This window comes from Mesorhizobium qingshengii (assembly GCF_027563465.1).
In the GTDB taxonomy this organism is placed as follows: Bacteria; Pseudomonadota; Alphaproteobacteria; order Rhizobiales; family Rhizobiaceae; genus Mesorhizobium; species Mesorhizobium qingshengii_A.
Genome location: NZ_JAPFQA010000028.1, coordinates 15,008 through 33,162, shown reverse-complemented (window position 1 = coordinate 33,162; position 18,155 = coordinate 15,008). Strand labels below are relative to the sequence as shown.

Here is an 18,155-nt window from a genome sequence, read left to right as displayed (position 1 = left end):
TCGGCGGAGGCGTTTCTTGATCACTTCGAAGGGCTGAGGTTCGATCCAAGGCGGGATCGGGAGAACGGAAAGGTGCGAGGCGTCTGGCGCCGCACGGGCGAATACACGCCAGTTCTCGATCTCGGGCCGCTCAGCGTGCCGGAGATCCTGCGCAGCTAAAGTCACGAACTTTCGGGGCGAACGGTCTCGACCGAGAGCGACCCGGCGGGAAGCGGCCGCAACAGCTTGGCCTCAGGCTTTGTTAAATTGATCCAGGCCCCCCAGTCTTCCGGCTGAAGGACCACAACCTGCCGATTGTGATACGGCGCGACATCTGCTCCCGGATCGGTCGTCAGCATTGTGAAGGTGGGTGGTTTGTTGCCGATGGCTTCGCGCCAGAGCCCTGCGATGGCCATGAACGGCGAGCCGTTGAGTGTGAACCGATGCTTCGCCTTCGGATATTTCGTGCCTGTGAATTCGAAGAATGCCGACGCGGGAACGAGGCAGCGTTTGCTGTTTCCGAATTGCCGCCCTTCGGAACGGAAGTTGAACACAGGCCCGCCTTTTGGTCCACTCGGTGGAAATCCAAAGTTCATCGATGCAAGTTCGATCGTCTCATCAGCGGCGCGCATTATCGGCGCTGGGTCATTGATCCGAACGTCGTCCGCCCGGGGCAAATCCAGTTCGGTCTGGTGGGTCGGGACTTTAAGCGCCAGTGACGCCATCATCCGGCAATATTCGGCCCAGAGTACGTGCTGTTCGTAATCGTTGCACATGAGAGGCTCCGGATCTGGGCGACCTGTGTAAAGTAAGGCTATCGCGGGCACGATGAAAAGCAGATTGGCGCTCAACTGAACGGATCCCGCTCAACGAGGATGTCTGCCTCCTTCGCTGCCTCAACGAAGGCCTTCCTAGCGTCGCGGGTCTCCTTGAGCCCCTCAAGAACGCCAAGGCAGGCTTTGCGGGCAGCAACATGTTTTCTGCCGGTCATCGTCGGCCATCGGTTCAGCAAGATGTCCGCTGCCTGTGCTACCCGGTCCACGGTGTAGACCAAGTTCCTCGACCTGCCGAGCGCCACGTGCACAGGCTTTTCAAACCGTTGGTCCTGCAAACAACCCTCCCAAACGCGAACACGACTCAATTCGCGATGAGATCATAGGTTCCCGGTCTAGAGGGAGCCGAAGAACCCTGGCAGTGATCGCCCATGACCAAGGGTGGAAAGATATGTGACCCTGCCTCGGAACGCGGCGCGATTTCGCGCCTCGGCAAGTCCGACGGACTTGCTGAACGCCAGAGGTATGACCAACCGCCGCAATAGCCAGTCGTCAAGCCTCGATGCCTCGATGCGGCTCTGAGATTTGTGATTTATTCTGATTGACGACGACCGCTCTATTTAATTATGATCATAATAAGGATAATAGATGGAATAGGCATAGATGGATGTTGCACCGCTCTCGCGGCGAAAGCTCTCCGATCAGGTTGTCGATCGGATCAAGCACTGGTTGATGGCAAAGAACATCAAGCCGGGCGATCGCCTGCCGCAGGAAAAGGAGCTCGTCGAGATTTTCGGCGTCGCGCGCAGCACCATGCGCGAGGCGCTGAAGGCGCTCGAGGTTCAAGGTCTGATCAGCATCGTTGCCGGGCGCTCGGGCGGGGCTATCATCGCCGAGGTCGGCTACGAAACGGCGGCGGGGCTTCTGGGGAACTACTTCTACTTCCAGAATCTGCAGGCCGGCCAGATCTATGATTTGCGCCAGCTTGTCGAGCCGGAAATGGCCGTGTCGGTGGTCGATCTTTTGACCGAAGACGATTTCGACCGGTTGCAGCATCTCATCGAAGCCTGCGCGCAGGTCGAGGACACGCCCGAATTCCGTCGCCAGCAGCGGCTGGACGAACTGGAATTCCACAACGTTCTCGCCGTCCGCTCGCCGAATTCGCTTTATTCCTTCACCTGCCGCTTCATCAACAAGGTGCTGGCCGACCAGGTCGTTTTCAAGCGCATGTACCAGCAGCGGCAACTGAAGATCGACCGCGAGAACCACACAGCCCATAGCGAACTTCTCGAGGCCTACCGGGCACGTGACAAGGATCGCGTGCACAAGGCCATGACCCGCCATATGCGCGAATGCGCGTGCCACATCGTGGAGTTGGACGCGATCGTCCAGACACGGTTTTTCAGCGACTCGCCCAATCCGGTGAGGCAGCGGACCGCGTGATGATCGCCGCGACCTTGCCCCTGGACGATCGCGTGGAAGCCGACGAGATCCTGTCGATCAGGGGGCTGCGCAAATCGTTCCCCGGCGTCGTGGCGCTTGCCGGCGTCGATTTCGATGTCCGCAAAGGCGAGGTGCATGCGCTTCTTGGCGCGAACGGTGCGGGCAAGAGCACGCTGATCAAGATCGTGGCCGGGCTCTACCAGCGCGACAGCGGCAATATCCTGCTGAACGGCTCGCCTGTGGCTTTTGCGGATACAGCCGCGGCGATGCGGGCCGGCATCAGCGTCATCTACCAGGATTTTGCGCTGGTCCCGCATCTGAGCGTCGCTGACAATATCTTTCTCGGCAGCGAAACGACGAAAACGCCGGGCGTTCTCGATCGCCGCGCCATGCATGCCCAGGCCCGCCGCCTGCTCGATCTGGTTGGCGCTTCGTTTCCGGTCACCGTCCTGGTGTCGGAATTGGGCTCCGGGCAGAGACAGATGGTCGAGATCGCCAAGGCCTTGCGCGGCAATGCCAGGATCCTGATCCTCGACGAACCGACGGCTTCGCTGAGCCATGCCGAGTCCGAGCGGCTGTTCGGGCTCATCCGCAAACTGGCGGCAGACGGTGTCGGCATTGTCTACGTCAGCCATCGCCTCGAAGAGATCGCGCCGCTGGTCCAGCGCGTTACGGTGCTGCGCGACGGCGTTTCCGCAGGTACGTTCCCGATCGCGCATATCGACCGTTCAAAGATAATCCAGTTGATCACGGGCCACGAGCGCGGTGCTGCCAAACGGGACCGTCACGTTTCCGGGGGGCGCGTTTCCAGGCAAGCTGCGCCCGCGCTTGAGATATCGGGGCTGACGCGCAGCGGGGAATTCCAGGATATCACCCTCACACTGCGCAAGGGCGAAGTCGTCGTCTTGACCGGACTGGTCGGTTCCGGACGCACCGAACTGCTCGAAACGCTGTTCGGCCTGCGTCAGGCCGAACAGGGCGAAATCAGGATGGATGGCCAGATCTTTGCGCCGAAAACACCCATGCAGGCCATCGGCGCCGGCTTGGCCCTGATTCCAGAGGACCGGCGTGGACAGGGCATGTCGGTCGTGATGCCGGTCTACGAAAACATGGCGTTGCCAATCCTGAGTCGGTTTGTCGCGCGCTTCGGGCTTTCCCTCAGCCGGCAGATCGCGCATGCCGAAACGCTGATCGGCCGCCTCAACATCCGCCCTCCAGACCCGCGTGCCGTTGCCGGGAAGCTGTCGGGCGGCAACCAGCAGAAGGTCGTCCTGGCGAAATGGCTTTCGACCAATGCGACGATCTTCCTGTTCGATGAGCCGACGCAGGGCGTCGATGTCGGCGCCAAGGACGAGATATACGGCCTCATCGACCAGCTGGCGGCGCAGGGGCGCACGGTCCTGGTCGTGTCGTCCGACCTGGAGGAGGTGCTCGCCATCGGTGACCGGGTACTCGCCATGCATGCGGGACGGATCGTCGCCGAATTCCAGGCCGAGACCATTTCAGCAAGCCGCATTGTCGAGGCGGTAACACTTGGACACCAACAATGACCGTCACCAGTAGTCTCGCCGTCGGTCGCCGGACGCGCAGGCTGAATTTCGACCCGGCGCTTTTTGGTCCGACCCTTGCGCTCGTGCTCATGTTCGTCATCTATTCGGTGGCGAGCCCGCATTTCCTGACGCCCGGCAACATCACCAACGTGCTCGTGCAGAGCGCGCCGCTCCTCATCCTGGCCAGCGGACAGACCTTCGCGCTTCTGATGGGTGGCCTGGATCTCTCGCAGGGCTCGATCATCAGCCTGGTCAGCGTCGTCACCGCCACGATCATGATGAATTACGGCATCGTGCCGGCTGCCGTGATCGGGCTCGCCTCGGGCATCCTCGTCGGGCTCGCCAACGGCCTGCTGATCGGCCGCGCCAGGATCCAGCCGTTCATCGTCACCCTCGGCATGCTCTACATGATCGCCGGCGCCGCCCTCGTCGTCTCGGGCGGTTCGACCGTCTTTGGCTTGCCGCAGCCGGACGTCGACATCTTCTTCTGGTTCGGCGGCGGCTTCATCGGTCCGTTTCCGGTGCCGCTGATCATTGCCTTCATCCTGGTGGCGATCGCCTATTTCGTCCTTACCCGGACGCCCGTCGGGCGCCACATCTACGCGATCGGCGGCTCCGAGCAGGTCGCCCTGATGTCCGGCATCAATGTCGCGCGCACGAAGATCTTCATTTACGTCATGAGCGGGACTTTTGCGGCCATAGCCGGCTTCCTGCTCAGCGGCCGCGTCATCTCGGGCCAGCCGCTGCTCGGCTCCGGCGATCTGCTGCTTCAATCGATCGGCGCCGTGATCATCGGCGGCACCAGCATTTTTGGCGGCCGTGGCGGCGTGCTTCGCACCGTGCTCGGCGTCCTTGTCATCGCCTTCATGGTGAACGGCCTTAACCTCCTCGCCATCTCCACCTTCACCCAGCAGGTGATCGTTGGCGCCATCATCATCCTGTCGGCCTGGGCGAACGCCTTGCGTCGCGAAACTGGCTGACAGTATCCGCAATCCCCGCATCCGGCGGAACCGGAGCGGGGTGTTTGATGTGAAAAACGTCCAGAGAAGAGGAACAGTAAAATGAGTTATCGATCTCTAATCCGAGGGGCCTTGTTCGGCCTGACCGCCACAGTCGCAATTGGTGGCGCAATCGCTTCCGCCGCCGCCCAGGAGAAGGAAATCGCGGTCATGCTGCCGGCGGCAGGCGACCCCTATTTCAAGCTGAAGGCTTTCGGCTACACCGACGAAGGCAAGAAGCTGGGCTACAAGGTGACGATCTACGATGCCGGCGGCTACGGCAACCTGCAGAAGCAGGTCTCGCAGATCGAGGACGTGATCACGCGCAAGGTTTCCGGCATCGTGCTGGTTCCTTCGAGCTCGGAGGGCACTGCCCCCGTCGTGGAGAAGGCTGTCGCAGCCGGCATCCCCGTCGTCAACGACGGCATTGCAACGAAAACCGACAAGGTCACCGGCTTCGTCGGCGAACCCTCCTATGTCATGACCGAACTGCTTGCCGCCTATGCGGCGGACAAACTCGGCGGCAAGGGCGATGTCGCCATGCTCTCCGGCCCGAGCGGGCTTGATCTGACGCTTTTCCGCGTCAACGGCTTCAAGGACTACCTGTCAAAATATCCAGGCATGAAGGTCGTCGCCGAAAAATTCACCTCGACGTCCTCGGCCGACGCGCTGACCACCATGCAGGATTTTCTGCAGGCGCAGCCCGATCTCAAGGCCGTCTATGCCTTCAATGGTCCGATCGCGATCGGCGCCGTGCAGGCGCTGCGCGCCGCCGGCAAGAATCCCGGCGACGTTCTGGTCCTGACCACCGACATGGAGAGTGAGACCAAGCGCCTGATCGATGAAGGATGGATCCAGGCCACCATCGTCAGCCAGCCGGTGACGATGGCCCGCCTTGCCGTCCAGCGCGCCGTCGAGGCCGCCGAGGGCAAGACCATCCCCAAGGAAACCCTGACCCAGGCGACCATGATCACCAAGGCCACCGTGGACGGCGTCGATCTCTCCGGTCAGACCGTGCCGGCGGATTGGAAATAATTGAAATCACGGCGGTGGCTGTACGGCCGCCGCCGTCTGCTTCGTTTGGAAAAGATATGACCCTTCACCGCTTCAACGGGATGGCAATTCCCAGGACCATCATCAGCGGACCGGGCTGCCGATCTCAAATACCAGTTGAACTCGAGCGGATCGGCGCCCGCCGTGTCGTTGTAGTCTGCGGCGCGGGCCTCAAGGCAAACACACCTTTCATTGACGAATTGACTGCCGCGCTCGGCCAGAAGCTTGCCGGGCTGTTCGATCGTCTGGAACCGAATGCCCCGGTCGCCTCGATCAAGCAGATGGTCGATCAGGTCGCTCCGCTATCGCCCGACGCTGTCATCTCGATCGGTGGCGGTGTCGCGCATGATGTCGCAAAGGCCATTGCTGTCATGGTTCCAAGTGGCCGCAGCGTCGTCGATTTCGTCAGTCGTTTCGAGCCGCCATCGACGTTCCACAGCGTCGATGTCGATGTCGAGCCGCTCCCCGTCTTCACGGTCCCCAGCACTTTTTCCGCGGCGGACGTGGTCGGCGGCGGCGCGGTGACCGACACGCAACGCGGCGAGAAACTGATCTTCGTGCATCCCAAACTGACGCCTCTCGCCGTGTTTCTCGACGGCGAGGTCATCGCAACCACGCCCCGCCCGATCCTGGCAGCAAGCGGCATGAACGCGGTGCACCATTGTCTCGAGGCGTTCTATTCCAAAGGCGCCCAGCCGATCACGGATGCCTTCGCGGTCTCGGCCCTGCGAAGCCTGCTGCGCGTCTTGCCAGCCTTTGCGCAGTCGCTTTCCGGACCGTCGATCGAAACCTGTCAAACGGCAATCGACGCGGCTTCGATGTCCGGTCTCACCTATGCCAATTCCTGGCTGGGAATCGGCCATTCAGTTTGCCACAGTTTGGGTGGCCGGTACGGCCTCTCCCATGGCGCCGCCAATTCCGTGATGGTCCTGCACAGCCTTCGCTTCAACCTCGAGGCCGCCCGCGATCGTCTTGCCGAGATCGCCCGCGCAACCGGTATTGCAAGCGAAGGTGACACCGATCCGTCGCGGATGCTGATCGCCGAGGTCGAACGCCTGGCCGACAGACTGGGTACGCCCAGAACCCTCTCCGCGATCGGCCTGCCGGCGGGACAGTTCGCGCGGATCGCCCAGGATGTGCTGGCCGATCCTCAGACATATTGGAACCCTCGCCCGGTGACGCAGACCGAGATCGTCGCCTGGCTCCAGTCAGCTTGGTAGGATTACCTAAAATGCCCAGAAGCATCAAACCGGCCAGCCCAGCGATCCCGCTTGCCTTGCGAAAAGAGCGCCTTTCGGCCTGCTGGCCGGAGGGCTTCGGATCTGTCGCGCCGCTTTGGATCGATGGCGCCTGGCACGCACCCTCAGCCGGCACCACCATGCCGTGCGTCGACCCGACTGTCGGCGAGGTCTTGATCGATGTGGTGGTTGCGTCGACGCAAGATCTGGAGGCCGCCGTCGAAGCCGCCCGGCGTGCGCAGCTCGCCTGGTGGCAGTCCGATGGTCAGGACCGGGCCCGGATACTGCGCAGGATCGCCGACGAGATAAGGCTGCATGCGAAGGCGCTCGGTACGCTGGACACGCTGGATTCAGGGCGGCCCATTCGCGACACCGCGACGCGTGACGTGGAGCGTGCCGCCCGGATCTTCGAATTCTTTGCCGGAACCACCGATCGTTTGCGGGGCGCTGTCGTTCCCGTTCAACCCAACCGCACCAACCTCGTCGAATACGAACCGATGGGGATCGTCGGCGCGATAACGCCATGGAACTACCCACTGACCAATGCCGCAGGCAAGATCGCGCCGGCATTGGCCACCGGCAACGCCGTCATCCTCAAGCCGGCGGAGGAATCTCCGCTGTCGGCTTTGCTTCTGGCCTGGATCGCGCACAAGGCGGGATTGCCGGCCGGATTGCTGAATGTGCTCAACGGCAGTGGATCCGCCATAGGCGACGCCATCGTCCGCCATCCGGATATCGAAAAGATCACCTTCACGGGCTCCACCACCATCGGCCGCCGGATCGGTGCGATCACCGGCGATCTGCTAAAATCGGTTACCCTCGAACTTGGTGGAAAGACCGGCTTCATGGTTTTCGCCGATGCCGACCTTGACCGGGCGGCCGACGCCCTTGTTTTTTCGGCGTTCAACAATGCCGGACAGACCTGCACTGCCGGCTCGCGCCTGCTTGTCGAGGCCTCGATCGCCGGGGAATTCGTCGCCAAGGTCGCCGATCGTCTCAAGGACATTGTCATTGGCGATCCGCTTGATCACGATACCCGGATCGGGCCGCTTATATCGGCTCGCCATCGTAACAGGGTGCTTGCTCACCTGGCGGCGGCTTCCAGTTCGGGCATGAAGCGCTTCGAGCTTCCGCCCAGGTCACTTCCCGATGCCGGATTCTATATCGGGCCATCGATCTTCCTCGACGTGAGCCCGGCCGCCGCAATTGCCCAGGAAGAGGTGTTTGGTCCCATGATAACGGTGACCTCGTTCAGCAGCGAAGACGAAGCCATCGAGATCGCCAACGCCACCCGCTACGGCCTGGCCACGACGGTGTGGACAAACAGTTTTCAACGCGCGCGCCGCGTTTCGCGGGAGGCCCGGTCAGGACTGATCTGGATCAACACGGCGCACAGCCTGCATCCCGGTTCGCCCTATGGGGGTTACAAGCAGAGCGGTGTTGGGCTGGAGATGGGCTCCGAAGCCATACAGCAGCACATGAAAATCAAAAGCGTCTGGATGGAAGACCATGCCTGGCAAAGCCCGTGGGCATGAAGGACAGCCAGCAATGAGCGAGGATGTTCTCGCACAGCCAGGTCCCGCGTTGGCCGATCGCCTGCAACGCGACGTGCGTGCCATCTCTCCTTGGCTGGTGCGCGTGCGCCGTGAATTTCACGCTCATCCCGAATTGGGCTGGCGTGAGATCGAAACCACTCGACGCATCTGCTCGGAACTCAAGGCGCTCGGATACAAGGTCGTCACGGGTGGCGACATGCTGCGCGGCGCATCCAGATTGGGCATGAGTAGCCATCCGATCCCAGGCGAAGGCGACACCGGCTGCATGGCCGTCTTCGACGGCGGACGCGCCGGCCCGACGGTATGCCTGCGCGTCGACATCGATGCGCTGCCCATCAACGAGGCGGATTCCGGTCATCGGCCGGCGTCGAAAGGTTTTGCATCCACCACGCCCTCGGTGATGCATGCATGCGGCCATGACGGCCATATCGCGATAGGACTTGGCGTGGCTCGAATCCTCCAGCCCCTTCTCGGGCACGCAGCGGGGAAGCTCCTCATTCTCTTCCAGCCCGCAGAGGAAGGTGGACGCGGCGCACGCGCCGTGGTCGAAGCCGGCTGGATGGCCGATGTCGATCTGTTTGTCGCCATCCACATTGGCCTGGGAGTTCCGTCGGGCAGCCTTGCGCTCGACGTCGGTGGGTTCCTGGCGACGCGCAAGTTCACGGTCATGTTTTCTGGATTGGCCGCACATGCCGGGAAATCGCCGGAGCAAGGGCGGAACGCACTGCTCGCTGCGTGTCAGGCCGCGCTTGGTCTGCACAGCCTCGCCCAGTCGGGCGAACCCGGCGTCAGGGTCAATGTAGGAACATTGCACGCCGGCAAGACCCTGAACGTCGTGGCGGACGAGGCGGTTCTGGAGTTTGAGATCCGCGCCGCCGCGATGCCGGCGCTACAATTGCTCGACAAACGATGCCGTCGAATGATCGAGGCGAGCGCCGCCGCTTACGAAGTCACGACGGGTATCGAGCCTCGCGGCGAAGCATCGGATTGGCGCAACCCATCGGGAATCGTCGACTGGGCCAAATCGGCAAACAGCAAACTTGGCGCCTTTCCCAACGTCGTGGACGCCCACTCCTTCGGAGCGAGCGAGGACGCAACTCTTCTCGCTTCAGCTGTTGCCGACCGAGGCGGGATAGCCGGTATCTTCGTTCTAGGCGCTGATATTGCGGACGGCCATCACACGCCTCATTTCGACTTTGACGAAACAGTGCTTGCGGGTGGCACTCTCTTGTTGAGCGGCTTGATTGCGGCCGCGCTTTCGACTGGCAAGGAGTCTTCCGCGCAGGCGCCACGCCTGTAAAGGCCGACCGGCGTGCGAAGGTCGCGCCACGCGAGCAGCCGGGGCATGGACCGATTCATAGAAAGCTGGCGATGGCCCTCATTGGCATCGTAAGGCCGACAAATCCGTCGTCGCTGTGCTGAACCATTATTCCGCCGGACGCGTGTCGCGATTGGCTTTGCTCTGGCGCAGGAAAGTCAAAAGCCAAGTACGAGCCACGGATCGGAGTCGTTGTATCCGAGACGTGGCTTTGCCGGCGGTGTGGCAGTTCCGGTCAAACTGCAGTCCAGCTCTGGAACGGGCTTCTTCGCCGAATGTTTGGAGGAGCATAGGGCAGCAGCGTCACTGATCGCCACCTTCTTTTCCTTGGCAATAGCGACACCAGTCGCGGCAAAGACGATAGCCGCACAAAATATAGCCATTCTCATTGGGATCGCCTCCCTTGCGCACTCCCAAACGCATGACATAACATCATTTTTATATTAGAAACAACGCAGATATAAGATGGTACCGTCTCAGTCAAAAGCGGTAGCTTGCAACCGACTGGCGGACCCGCAATCAGTTGGCATAGCCAGCGCTTATGGACGCCGAGCGGAGCCAGTGGCATACTGCCCTCGGGAAGTGAGGGGCGTGGACAAATACCCACAAGACAATTGGTCTGACGACAAGCGCAAACGGAGAGGCGTACAGCGGCAGCGTGCACTTCTGCCGGGAGCCATTCCAAAGCGGCTCGTGTTCATGGCGGTGGCGGCGATGGCCGCGTACGTGACGCAAGTCGTCGTGCAGCATAGCGAAAGCGCCACCGACCTGAATGCATCCCCCTGGGTGGGACGCACGCCCGAGCCGATCGTCGGCGTCGCCTCAGTCATCGACGGCGACACGATCGAGGTCCGCGGACAGCGCATCCGCTTCAACGGCATCGACGCTCCCGAGTCCGCCCAGCAATGCGAACACGCCAACGGCGTTCGCTACCAATGCGGCGCGAAGGCCGCGGCTGTCCTCGACGCCTTCCTGGCCGCGTCGAGGCCGCTCCACTGCGAGTTCGTCAGCTGGGATCGCTACGGCCGCTTTGTCGGTGACTGCCGGCGCGCGGATGGCGCCAGCGTTGCCGTTTGGATGGTCGAGCATGGCCAGGCTCTGGACTGGCCCCGCTACAGCCATGGCGCCTATGCAGCGCAGCAATCGAAGGCGGAAGCGGCGAAGGTCGGTCTGTGGGCCGGGACCTCTCAGGCCCCGTGGGATTGGCGCGCGGGGCAAGTGGATGGCACCCCGTCGCGTCAGCGTCTCGGCCTCGTCGGCCGGCAGGTGGCGCAGACCTATTCGTGCCAGCCGCGGCGAACCTGTTCCCAGATCAGCGCGTGCGACGAGGCGAATTGGTATCTCGTGAACTGCCCATGGGGCGGCAAGCTCGACCGCGATAAGGACGGTATCCCGTGTGAGAGCTTGTGTTAGCGTGCCAACAATGGGTGCGCGGCGGAGCGGCGCGGCGCGTCCCGCGGTTTTCGCGTTGCGAAGCGCGCGGGATCGGCACTGATCGGGAGCGGGTCTGGGGAATGACCGGCTGTGCCCCGATCTTGCCGGGGAGGTTTCGCAGGGCGCTGACATCGTAGGCCGATCGGCAAACAGGGCCCCGGGGGCGCGGCCAAGATGTCATGGCTCTGCCCGGCGGCGAGCAGGAACCTGGACGACCGAACGTATCGGCAAGCCCGTGGACTTTGGTGGTCAGTCTGCCCGGAAGCACCCCAGGGCCGAAGGCCATAAGGCCATCCGAGCAAGCGGATCTGTATCCGGAACGCCCTTAATAGAACCACGGGACCCAACTCATGGTTCGGTCCCGTGGTGTGTATCACAGGAGGCATGCGATACACCTGCACCGTCGGGCTGTGTGCCGCAGGCCGACGGGAGTGGCGGCTTCAAACGGCCGTGCTGACCGTGCCCGGCGCAAGGATCGTTTTGACCTTGTCGGCGACCGCGCGCCCCAGATCGGCGTTGTTCGCGGCGGTGAAATGGATGCCATCGACACCGTCCGTGGTGATGAAATCGCCGGCATTCAGGAAATCGATCTTCATGAAATCCGCCATCGCCTTGTACTGCCTGGCCAGATCCCGCGACTTCTCGTGACCGCCGCCAAACATGCCCTCGAACCATGGATCGGGCATCGGGGTCAACGGCGGCGGCGCAATGACCAGCGCCTTTGGGGCCGGATAAGGGGTGCCGATTCCACCGGCGCTGGTCAGGATCTGCCCAACCAGCTTCGCCATTCCATTGGCGATCTCGTGAGGCGTCCGGCGAAAATAGGATTTGGTGTCATTGGTGCCGAGCATCACAATGACGAGATCCAGCGGCAAATGGCTGGCGATGGCCGACGGCAGATAGGTCGCGCCGTTCAGGCGCGGATCATTCGGGTCGTCGAGACAGGTCGTGCGGGCGCTCAAGCCTTCTTCGATGATGTGATGGCCCGCTCCGAGCGCCGCCGCCATGACGCCCGTCCAGCGTTGGCCATAGGGGTATCGGTGGGTCGGCGATCCCTCCTTGACCGGAATCCAGCCCCAGGTCAGCGAGTCGCCGTAGCACATGATGTTTCTTGGCGGTGACATCCATGTTTCTCCATCTCGTTGCAATTGTCTGAACGCATCGGTCTCATCGATCCGGCCAATGCCGATGCGGGCCTGGCTTTCGCTATTTCTTGAAGTCAGGGGGTCCGCACTCGCACTCCGTAGAAGATCGCCGCACCAAGGATGATGACGCCCTGGGCGATGAGTTTCCCAGGTTCATCGACGCCGAGCACCGTCATCACCACGAACAACAGCGCGAAGCACAGCGCACCGAAGAAGGGCCCCCAGACGCCACCGTCACCGCGACCGAAGACGACGCCGCCAAGGATGGTCGCCGCGACGGCCAGGATCGGCAGATCGAGACCCACGCGGACACTGCCGACAGCGATCGAACCGGTCTGCACCAGCGCCGCGATCGCCGCGATCAGGCCGGCGAGCGTGTGCGCCAGAACAACGGTGCGCTGAACCGGTACGCCGGAAAAATGAGCAGCTTCGGCATTCTCCCCGACCGAAGCGATGTAACGGCCAAACACGGTCCGCGACAGAAGCAGCGACACCGCGGCGGTCAGCAGAATCCAGAACAGCACAGGTGTCGGAACCGACAGGAATTTCGTGTTGTAGAGGTCGTTGAACAGTCTCGGCACGTCCCCGGGCGGGTTGCCGCTCGACAGGAACTGGACCAGCCCGACCAGGATGATGCTGACGGCCAGCGTGACAATGACGGCCGACACCCGCCGGTTGCCGATCATCAAGCCGTTGAACAGGCCGATGACCAGCCCGGTGGCGAGCGCCAGCATGATGAAGAACGGCAACCCCGCGCCGGGGAAGCTGCCCGACGAGATGAAATAATTGATCAACAGGATAATGCCGCCGCCGGACAGGTCGATGGACTTGACCCGCATCACCACCAGCTGCCCCAGTACGAGGATGCCAAGCGGCACGATCTGTCTGATGAAGATGCCCATGATGTTGAGGTTGAGCATGTTTGGTCGCGCGATCCACAGCGTGGCAAGGAGCACGATGAAAACAAAATAGGATGGCGGTATGTGACGCAGACGCCGGGCGATCCGATTTGCGAGAACGGCAGCCATCGTTCAGAGTCCCATCTTCTTGCGGGATTGCAGCCCGACCACTGCCAGCAGGATGCCGCCCTTGATCGCGGTCTGGATGAAGGGCGAGACGTTGGCGAGGTTCATGCCGTTGGCCAGCAATGCCATGACAAGAGCGCCGATCACCGTGCCATGCAGGCTGCCTATGCCGCCGGACAGTTGGGTGCCTCCGAGCGCCACGGCAGTGATGGCGTCGAGTTCGAAGAGAAGTCCGACATTCGGGTCGCCCGACACAATGCGCCCGGCCAGGAAGACCCCGGCAACGGCTGCGAAACATGAGCAGACCACGTAAGCCAGAACGATGTCGCGGCGATCGGAGACGCCGAAATTACGTGCCGCGCTTTCGGCGCCGGAAGCGATCCCGCCACCGATCGCAAACAGATACAGCCCGTATCTCGAGCCGTACAGCAGCTTCCACGCCACCAGGATCACGGTGATGCCCCAGAAAACCGGATAGGGAACGCCGAGGAGACTGCCGGAAACCGAATTGATGACAATCTCCGGCACGGTGCCACCTGAAACCGGCCGCAAGATGCGCGTGATGCCGAGCACGATGTACTGCGTCGACAACGTCGTGATGATCGGATGTACGTTGAAGCGGGTGATCGCCAGGCCATTGATCAGCCCAATGAGTGCCGCCAGCACGAAGACCGCGGGGATCAGCACGATCGCAGGCTGGTCCAGCGCCAGCATCGCCGTCGTAAGGCTGATGACCGAGCCGACGGACAGATCAAGCCCGCCGATGAGCACGACGATGAGCTGTCCGATCGCCACGATGATCAGAGGCATTGCCTGGGCAACCAGGTTGAAAAGGTTTTCAGCCGTCGCGAACTGTGTGGTCTGCACAGTCAGCCACAGCGAAATGAGCAAGGCAACCAGCAACGGCAGGCCCCACAGGCCTTGCCGCGTGTTGCGGCCGCTCAGGATGTTGAACAACGAACGGTGCATGGAGGCCTCTAATGCTGGCGCGCGGTGCCGCCCGCCAGGGCCGCGTCGAGGATTTTGTGTTCCGTCGCCTGCTCTGCCGGCATTTCGGCAACGATGGTGTTGTCGTGCACGACGTAGATGCGGTCGCAGAGCCCGATCAATTCGATCGTCTCGCGCGACAGCACTAGCACGGCGCCACCCCTGCGCGTGAAGTCGTGCAGCAGATGGTAGATCTCGGACTTGGCGCCGATGTCGACACCGCGGGTCGGCTCCTCCACCAGGAGAAGATCCAGATCGGCGGCCAGGTAACGGCCTAGCAGAACCTTCTGCTGGTTGCCGCCGGACAGGGAGCCGACCGGGACAGACGGGCCCGACGCCTTGACGTTCATGACCTCCATCATGCGGGCAATGACGCTTCGATACGGTCGCGCCAAGGCAAGTTCCGATTGTCTCGAATGCAGTCCGATAGCGATGTTGTGGGCGATCGGGAGCGTGAGAAAGAGCCCCTCTTCCTTACGATCCTCGGGAACGAAGCCAACGCGCAGCCGCTGCAGATGCCGAACGCCAGAGGATGTCGATAGCGGCATTTTCAGCGCTTTGCCGTTGATGGAAATCGTCCCGGCGAAGGGATGATAGCGGCCGATCAGCGATCTCAGGAAGCGCTGCTGGCCCTGCCCCTCCAGTCCGGCCAGGGCGACGATCTCACCCTTGTGCAATGTCAGCGACAGCGGCTGCGATGTCTCGGTGATCCTGAGGTTCTCGACGCGCAGGATCTCGTCGCCCTTGTCATCCGTGCGATCGGGAAAAAGGTCCTGGAGCTCGCGTCCGACCATCATGGCGATTAGTTCGTCGGTGGCGATCTCGGACACCATTCTTGTGCCGACCAGTGCGCCGTCCTTCAGCACCGTCACCGTGTCGCAGAGCTCGAAGATCTCCTCCATGCGATGCGAGATGTAGACGATGGCCTTTCCCTTATCGCGCAGCCGGCGGATGTTGCGGTTGAGCACATCGACATCGGCCGCGTTGAGCGCCGCCGTCGGCTCGTCGAGGATGAGCACGCTGGCATCGGCCTGGATGCAATGCGCGATCTCGACGAATTGCCGCTCGGCGATGGTCAGGTTGGAAACAAGCTGTGACGGTTCGAGCGCGAGGCCAAGCTCGCCAAGCGCCCTGGCGGTCTCGTCGTTCATCGCGCGATAATCGATCGAGCCAAACCGGGTCGTCGGTTCCCGGCCGAGAAACATATTCTCGGCGATCGACAGGTTGGGCAGCAGCGAGTGCTCCTGGAAAACGGTCGAGATGCCAGCGTCCAGCGCGTCGCGGGGCGATTTCAGGTCGAGCTTTTGCCCGTTCATGAAAATCTCTCCGGTATCGGGCTGATGCACGCCCGCGAGGATCTTCATCAGCGTCGACTTGCCGGCGCCGTTCTCCCCCATCAAGGCATGAACGCTGCCCGCCTTGAGAGCGAGGGAAACGGAGTGCAGCGCCTTGCTGCCTCCGAATGTCTTCGAAATATGCGACATCTCGATAAGATTGGTCACGGAACCCTCGAACGAACCTGCTGCGGCAGATGGAGCGGCCCGCGGGGGAATGCTTGTCCACGCCCCCGCCAGTCACGGCTTTCGCCGTCACTTCTTGCCGTAATACTCCTTGAGCTTGTCCTCGGGCAGTTCGCTCGGCCACCAGACGTTTGCCGTTAGGTCGTCGCGATAGTATTTTGCCGCCTTGTCACGATCCCAGCCGTCGGGATTGTAGACATAGCGCTTGTAGAGCTGTTGACCCTCGAGCAGGGCGACGGCGGCGCGCACGCCGGCGGCTCCCTGGGCAGGGCTGTATTCCGGAGAGATCGACTTGAATCCATCCGTGAGCCACTGGCCGAAATAGCCGTTGTTGCCCTCGCCCGAAATCGGCGGAACGGGAGTGCCGAACTGCTTGAAGACATCGACGCAGGCACGCGTCATGTCGGCGCCGGACGACCAGATGCCGTCGACCTGCGGGTTGTTCAGGTAGAGCGTCTCGCACAGCTTCTTGGCCTTGTCGTACTGCCAGTCGCCATGCTCCTCGGCGATGATCTGCACATGCGTGCCCTTCAGCGCTTCTAGCAGGCCATTGTAGCGGTTGGTGTCTTCCGGGTGACCGGCAAGGCCACGCAGAACCCAGATCTTGCCGTTGTCGCCAACGGTTTTCATCAGCCAGTCGCCCATGACCTTGCCGAAGTGCTCGGCTCCGCCTTGAATTTCGGTGGTGTAGGCGTCGGAATCGATGCGGCCGGTATGCAGAATGACCGGAATGCCGGCGGCGACGGCCTTGGCGATGCTGGCATTCGCCGACGTGCTGGTAACCGGCTGCACGATGATCGCGTCGACATGCTGCGCGATCAGATCCTCGATGTCGGCCACCTGCTTCTTCTGGTCAAAGCCCGCATCAAGCAGGATGAATTTCGAAATGCGTTTGTCCTTCGCGGCGGCGTTGTCGGCCTCATGCGCCACCTGGACTGTCCAGGTGTTCGCATTCACGCCGAAGTCGCTCATTCCAATGACCCAGGGCGGATCCTTCTTGAATGCGCCGGCCGCGGTCATGCGCGTGTCGTCGGGGCGTGGCGTCACGCCGTCCATCAGCTTGACATCTTCCGCATGTGCCAGGGACGTCGCAACGAGCGCGGACGCAACGAACATTCCCAGTCCGGCGGTTTTCAGCAATCCTAACATTGAGCTCCTCCTTGCAGTTGCTTGTGGCCGTACGGACGCGCACGGGCCGCGAGACGCTCTCCCAATGCATGTTCGTCGTCGGCGATCTGCCGACCGATGCACGCAGATCTCCCGCCCCCGAACACATGCGTGTCGAGGCCCAACCGAGGCTGGACGATGATGGCGGTTGAGAACTCCTCCGGGCACGTTAGAAGCACAGCGGATTCGGCCTGTCAATAGTTAGTCATGTTGAATGACTATTCCTTTGCTTGCCTTTCGCCGCTCCGCTATCCATCATGTGCGGCGCTCGTCGGCATCCGGCGCGCGGTCAGCTTCGGCGGAAAAAAATGCGATCAGTCTTGTGCTATGGCGACTCCAACACGCACGGCCAGATCCCCGGCAAGGGGCCGCTCGAGCGCTACGGTCCCGATGAGCGTTGGCCAGGCGTATTGCGCGCCCAGCTGGGCGCCGGCTGGTACGTCATCGAAGAGGGCCTGAGCGGGCGAACCACGGTCCACGACGATCCCATCGAGGGCGCGCACAAAAATGGCCGAACCTATCTTCGACCTTGCCTGCAGAGTCACGCGACGCTCGACTTGGTCATCATCATGCTCGGCACCAACGACCTCAAGATCCGCTTCAACAAGCCGCCGTCGGAAGTGGCGATGGGCATCGGCTGCCTGGTTTACGACATCAAGGAGCTGGCGCCCGGCCCGGGCGGCACCACGCCCGAGATCATGATCGTGGCGCCGCCGCCAATGCAGGACGACGTCAAGGAATGGAAGTCGATCTTCGCCGGCGCGCCGGAGAAATCGCGCCTGCTGGCGCTCGAGTTCGAAGTTCTCGCGGACTCCTTGGAACTGCACTTTTTCGATGCCGGCTCGGTTGTGTCTTGCAGCGAGGCGGACGGGTTTCACATCGATGCGGAAGCCCACAGATTGCTCGGTACCGCACTCGCCCGCGCGGTCGATGCAATCGGCTGGAGCCGCTCGACATGAGCCGCCAGAC

Annotated in this window: 17 protein-coding genes; 9 read left to right on the top strand and 8 right to left on the bottom strand. The window is 62.1% G+C overall.

Annotated features, from left to right (window positions below; genetic code table 11):
- Positions 1-161: 161 nt before the first annotated feature.
- Positions 162-755, bottom strand: a complete 594-nt coding sequence (locus OOJ09_RS30330; RefSeq protein WP_269908745.1) for an SOS response-associated peptidase — start codon at positions 753-755, stop codon at positions 162-164.
- Between the two features lie 71 nt (positions 756-826).
- The gene (locus tag OOJ09_RS30325) at positions 827-1,057 is read right to left on the bottom strand and encodes a DUF982 domain-containing protein (protein WP_269908744.1); all 231 of its coding nucleotides are present in this window, start codon (positions 1,055-1,057) and stop codon (positions 827-829) included.
- A gap of 358 nt (positions 1,058-1,415) precedes the next feature.
- Here OOJ09_RS30325 and OOJ09_RS30320 point away from each other — a divergent pair, with 358 nt between their 5' ends.
- The 7 genes from OOJ09_RS30320 (at position 1,416) to OOJ09_RS30290 (ending at position 9,890) form a co-directional block, all read left to right on the top strand.
- On the top strand, positions 1,416-2,195 hold the full coding sequence (locus OOJ09_RS30320) for a FadR/GntR family transcriptional regulator (RefSeq protein ID WP_269908731.1): 780 nt from the start codon (positions 1,416-1,418) through the stop codon (positions 2,193-2,195).
- Positions 2,195-3,745, top strand: coding sequence for a sugar ABC transporter ATP-binding protein (locus tag OOJ09_RS30315; RefSeq protein WP_269908730.1), 1,551 nt, complete (start codon positions 2,195-2,197; stop codon positions 3,743-3,745). The genes OOJ09_RS30320 and OOJ09_RS30315 overlap by 1 nt, the downstream gene beginning before the upstream one ends.
- Positions 3,742-4,725, top strand: coding sequence for an ABC transporter permease (locus tag OOJ09_RS30310; RefSeq protein ID WP_269908729.1), 984 nt, complete (start codon positions 3,742-3,744; stop codon positions 4,723-4,725). Before OOJ09_RS30315 ends, OOJ09_RS30310 begins: the two co-directional genes overlap by 4 nt.
- A gap of 81 nt (positions 4,726-4,806) precedes the next feature.
- Positions 4,807-5,778 carry a sugar ABC transporter substrate-binding protein gene (locus OOJ09_RS30305; RefSeq protein ID WP_269908728.1) on the top strand — a complete coding sequence of 324 codons (972 nt, stop codon included), beginning with the start codon at positions 4,807-4,809 and terminating at the stop codon, positions 5,776-5,778.
- Positions 5,779-5,834: 56 nt separating this feature from the next.
- On the top strand, positions 5,835-7,016 hold the full coding sequence (locus OOJ09_RS30300) for an iron-containing alcohol dehydrogenase family protein (protein ID WP_269908727.1): 1,182 nt from the start codon (positions 5,835-5,837) through the stop codon (positions 7,014-7,016).
- Positions 7,017-7,027: 11 nt separating this feature from the next.
- On the top strand, positions 7,028-8,569 hold the full coding sequence (locus OOJ09_RS30295; protein WP_269908726.1) for an aldehyde dehydrogenase family protein: 1,542 nt from the start codon (positions 7,028-7,030) through the stop codon (positions 8,567-8,569).
- A 13-nt stretch (positions 8,570-8,582) separates the two neighbouring features.
- Positions 8,583-9,890: an amidohydrolase gene (locus tag OOJ09_RS30290; RefSeq protein ID WP_269908725.1), complete on the top strand. Its 1,308-nt coding sequence runs from the start codon at positions 8,583-8,585 to the stop codon at positions 9,888-9,890.
- Positions 9,891-10,066: 176 nt separating this feature from the next.
- On the opposite strand, the gene OOJ09_RS30285 is transcribed toward OOJ09_RS30290, so the two are convergent.
- A complete protein-coding gene (locus tag OOJ09_RS30285) occupies positions 10,067-10,297 on the bottom strand; it encodes a hypothetical protein (RefSeq protein WP_269908724.1) in 231 nt (76 codons plus the stop codon).
- A 202-nt stretch (positions 10,298-10,499) separates the two neighbouring features.
- Here OOJ09_RS30285 and OOJ09_RS30280 point away from each other — a divergent pair, with 202 nt between their 5' ends.
- Positions 10,500-11,321: a thermonuclease family protein gene (locus OOJ09_RS30280; RefSeq protein WP_269908723.1), complete on the top strand. Its 822-nt coding sequence runs from the start codon at positions 10,500-10,502 to the stop codon at positions 11,319-11,321.
- 461 nt (positions 11,322-11,782) lie between these two features.
- Here OOJ09_RS30280 and OOJ09_RS30275 read toward each other — a convergent pair whose 3' ends face one another.
- From OOJ09_RS30275 to OOJ09_RS30255, 5 genes are all read right to left on the bottom strand, one after another.
- Complete coding sequence (locus OOJ09_RS30275) at positions 11,783-12,466, bottom strand: SGNH/GDSL hydrolase family protein (protein WP_269908722.1); 684 nt, start codon at positions 12,464-12,466, stop codon at positions 11,783-11,785.
- A gap of 95 nt (positions 12,467-12,561) precedes the next feature.
- The gene (locus OOJ09_RS30270; protein ID WP_269908721.1) at positions 12,562-13,515 is read right to left on the bottom strand and encodes an ABC transporter permease; all 954 of its coding nucleotides are present in this window, start codon (positions 13,513-13,515) and stop codon (positions 12,562-12,564) included.
- Between the two features lie 3 nt (positions 13,516-13,518).
- Positions 13,519-14,481 (bottom strand): ABC transporter permease, encoded by a 963-nt coding sequence (locus OOJ09_RS30265; protein ID WP_269908720.1) that lies wholly within the window; start codon positions 14,479-14,481, stop codon positions 13,519-13,521.
- 8 nt (positions 14,482-14,489) lie between these two features.
- Complete coding sequence (locus tag OOJ09_RS30260; RefSeq protein WP_269908719.1) at positions 14,490-16,001, bottom strand: sugar ABC transporter ATP-binding protein; 1,512 nt, start codon at positions 15,999-16,001, stop codon at positions 14,490-14,492.
- 87 nt (positions 16,002-16,088) lie between these two features.
- Positions 16,089-17,135, bottom strand: coding sequence for a substrate-binding domain-containing protein (locus tag OOJ09_RS30255; RefSeq protein ID WP_420107572.1), 1,047 nt, complete (start codon positions 17,133-17,135; stop codon positions 16,089-16,091).
- Between the two features lie 359 nt (positions 17,136-17,494).
- On the opposite strand from OOJ09_RS30255, the gene OOJ09_RS30250 reads away from it, so the two are divergent.
- The gene (locus tag OOJ09_RS30250) at positions 17,495-18,145 is read left to right on the top strand and encodes an SGNH/GDSL hydrolase family protein (protein ID WP_269908717.1); all 651 of its coding nucleotides are present in this window, start codon (positions 17,495-17,497) and stop codon (positions 18,143-18,145) included.
- Positions 18,146-18,155: the final 10 nt, after the last annotated feature.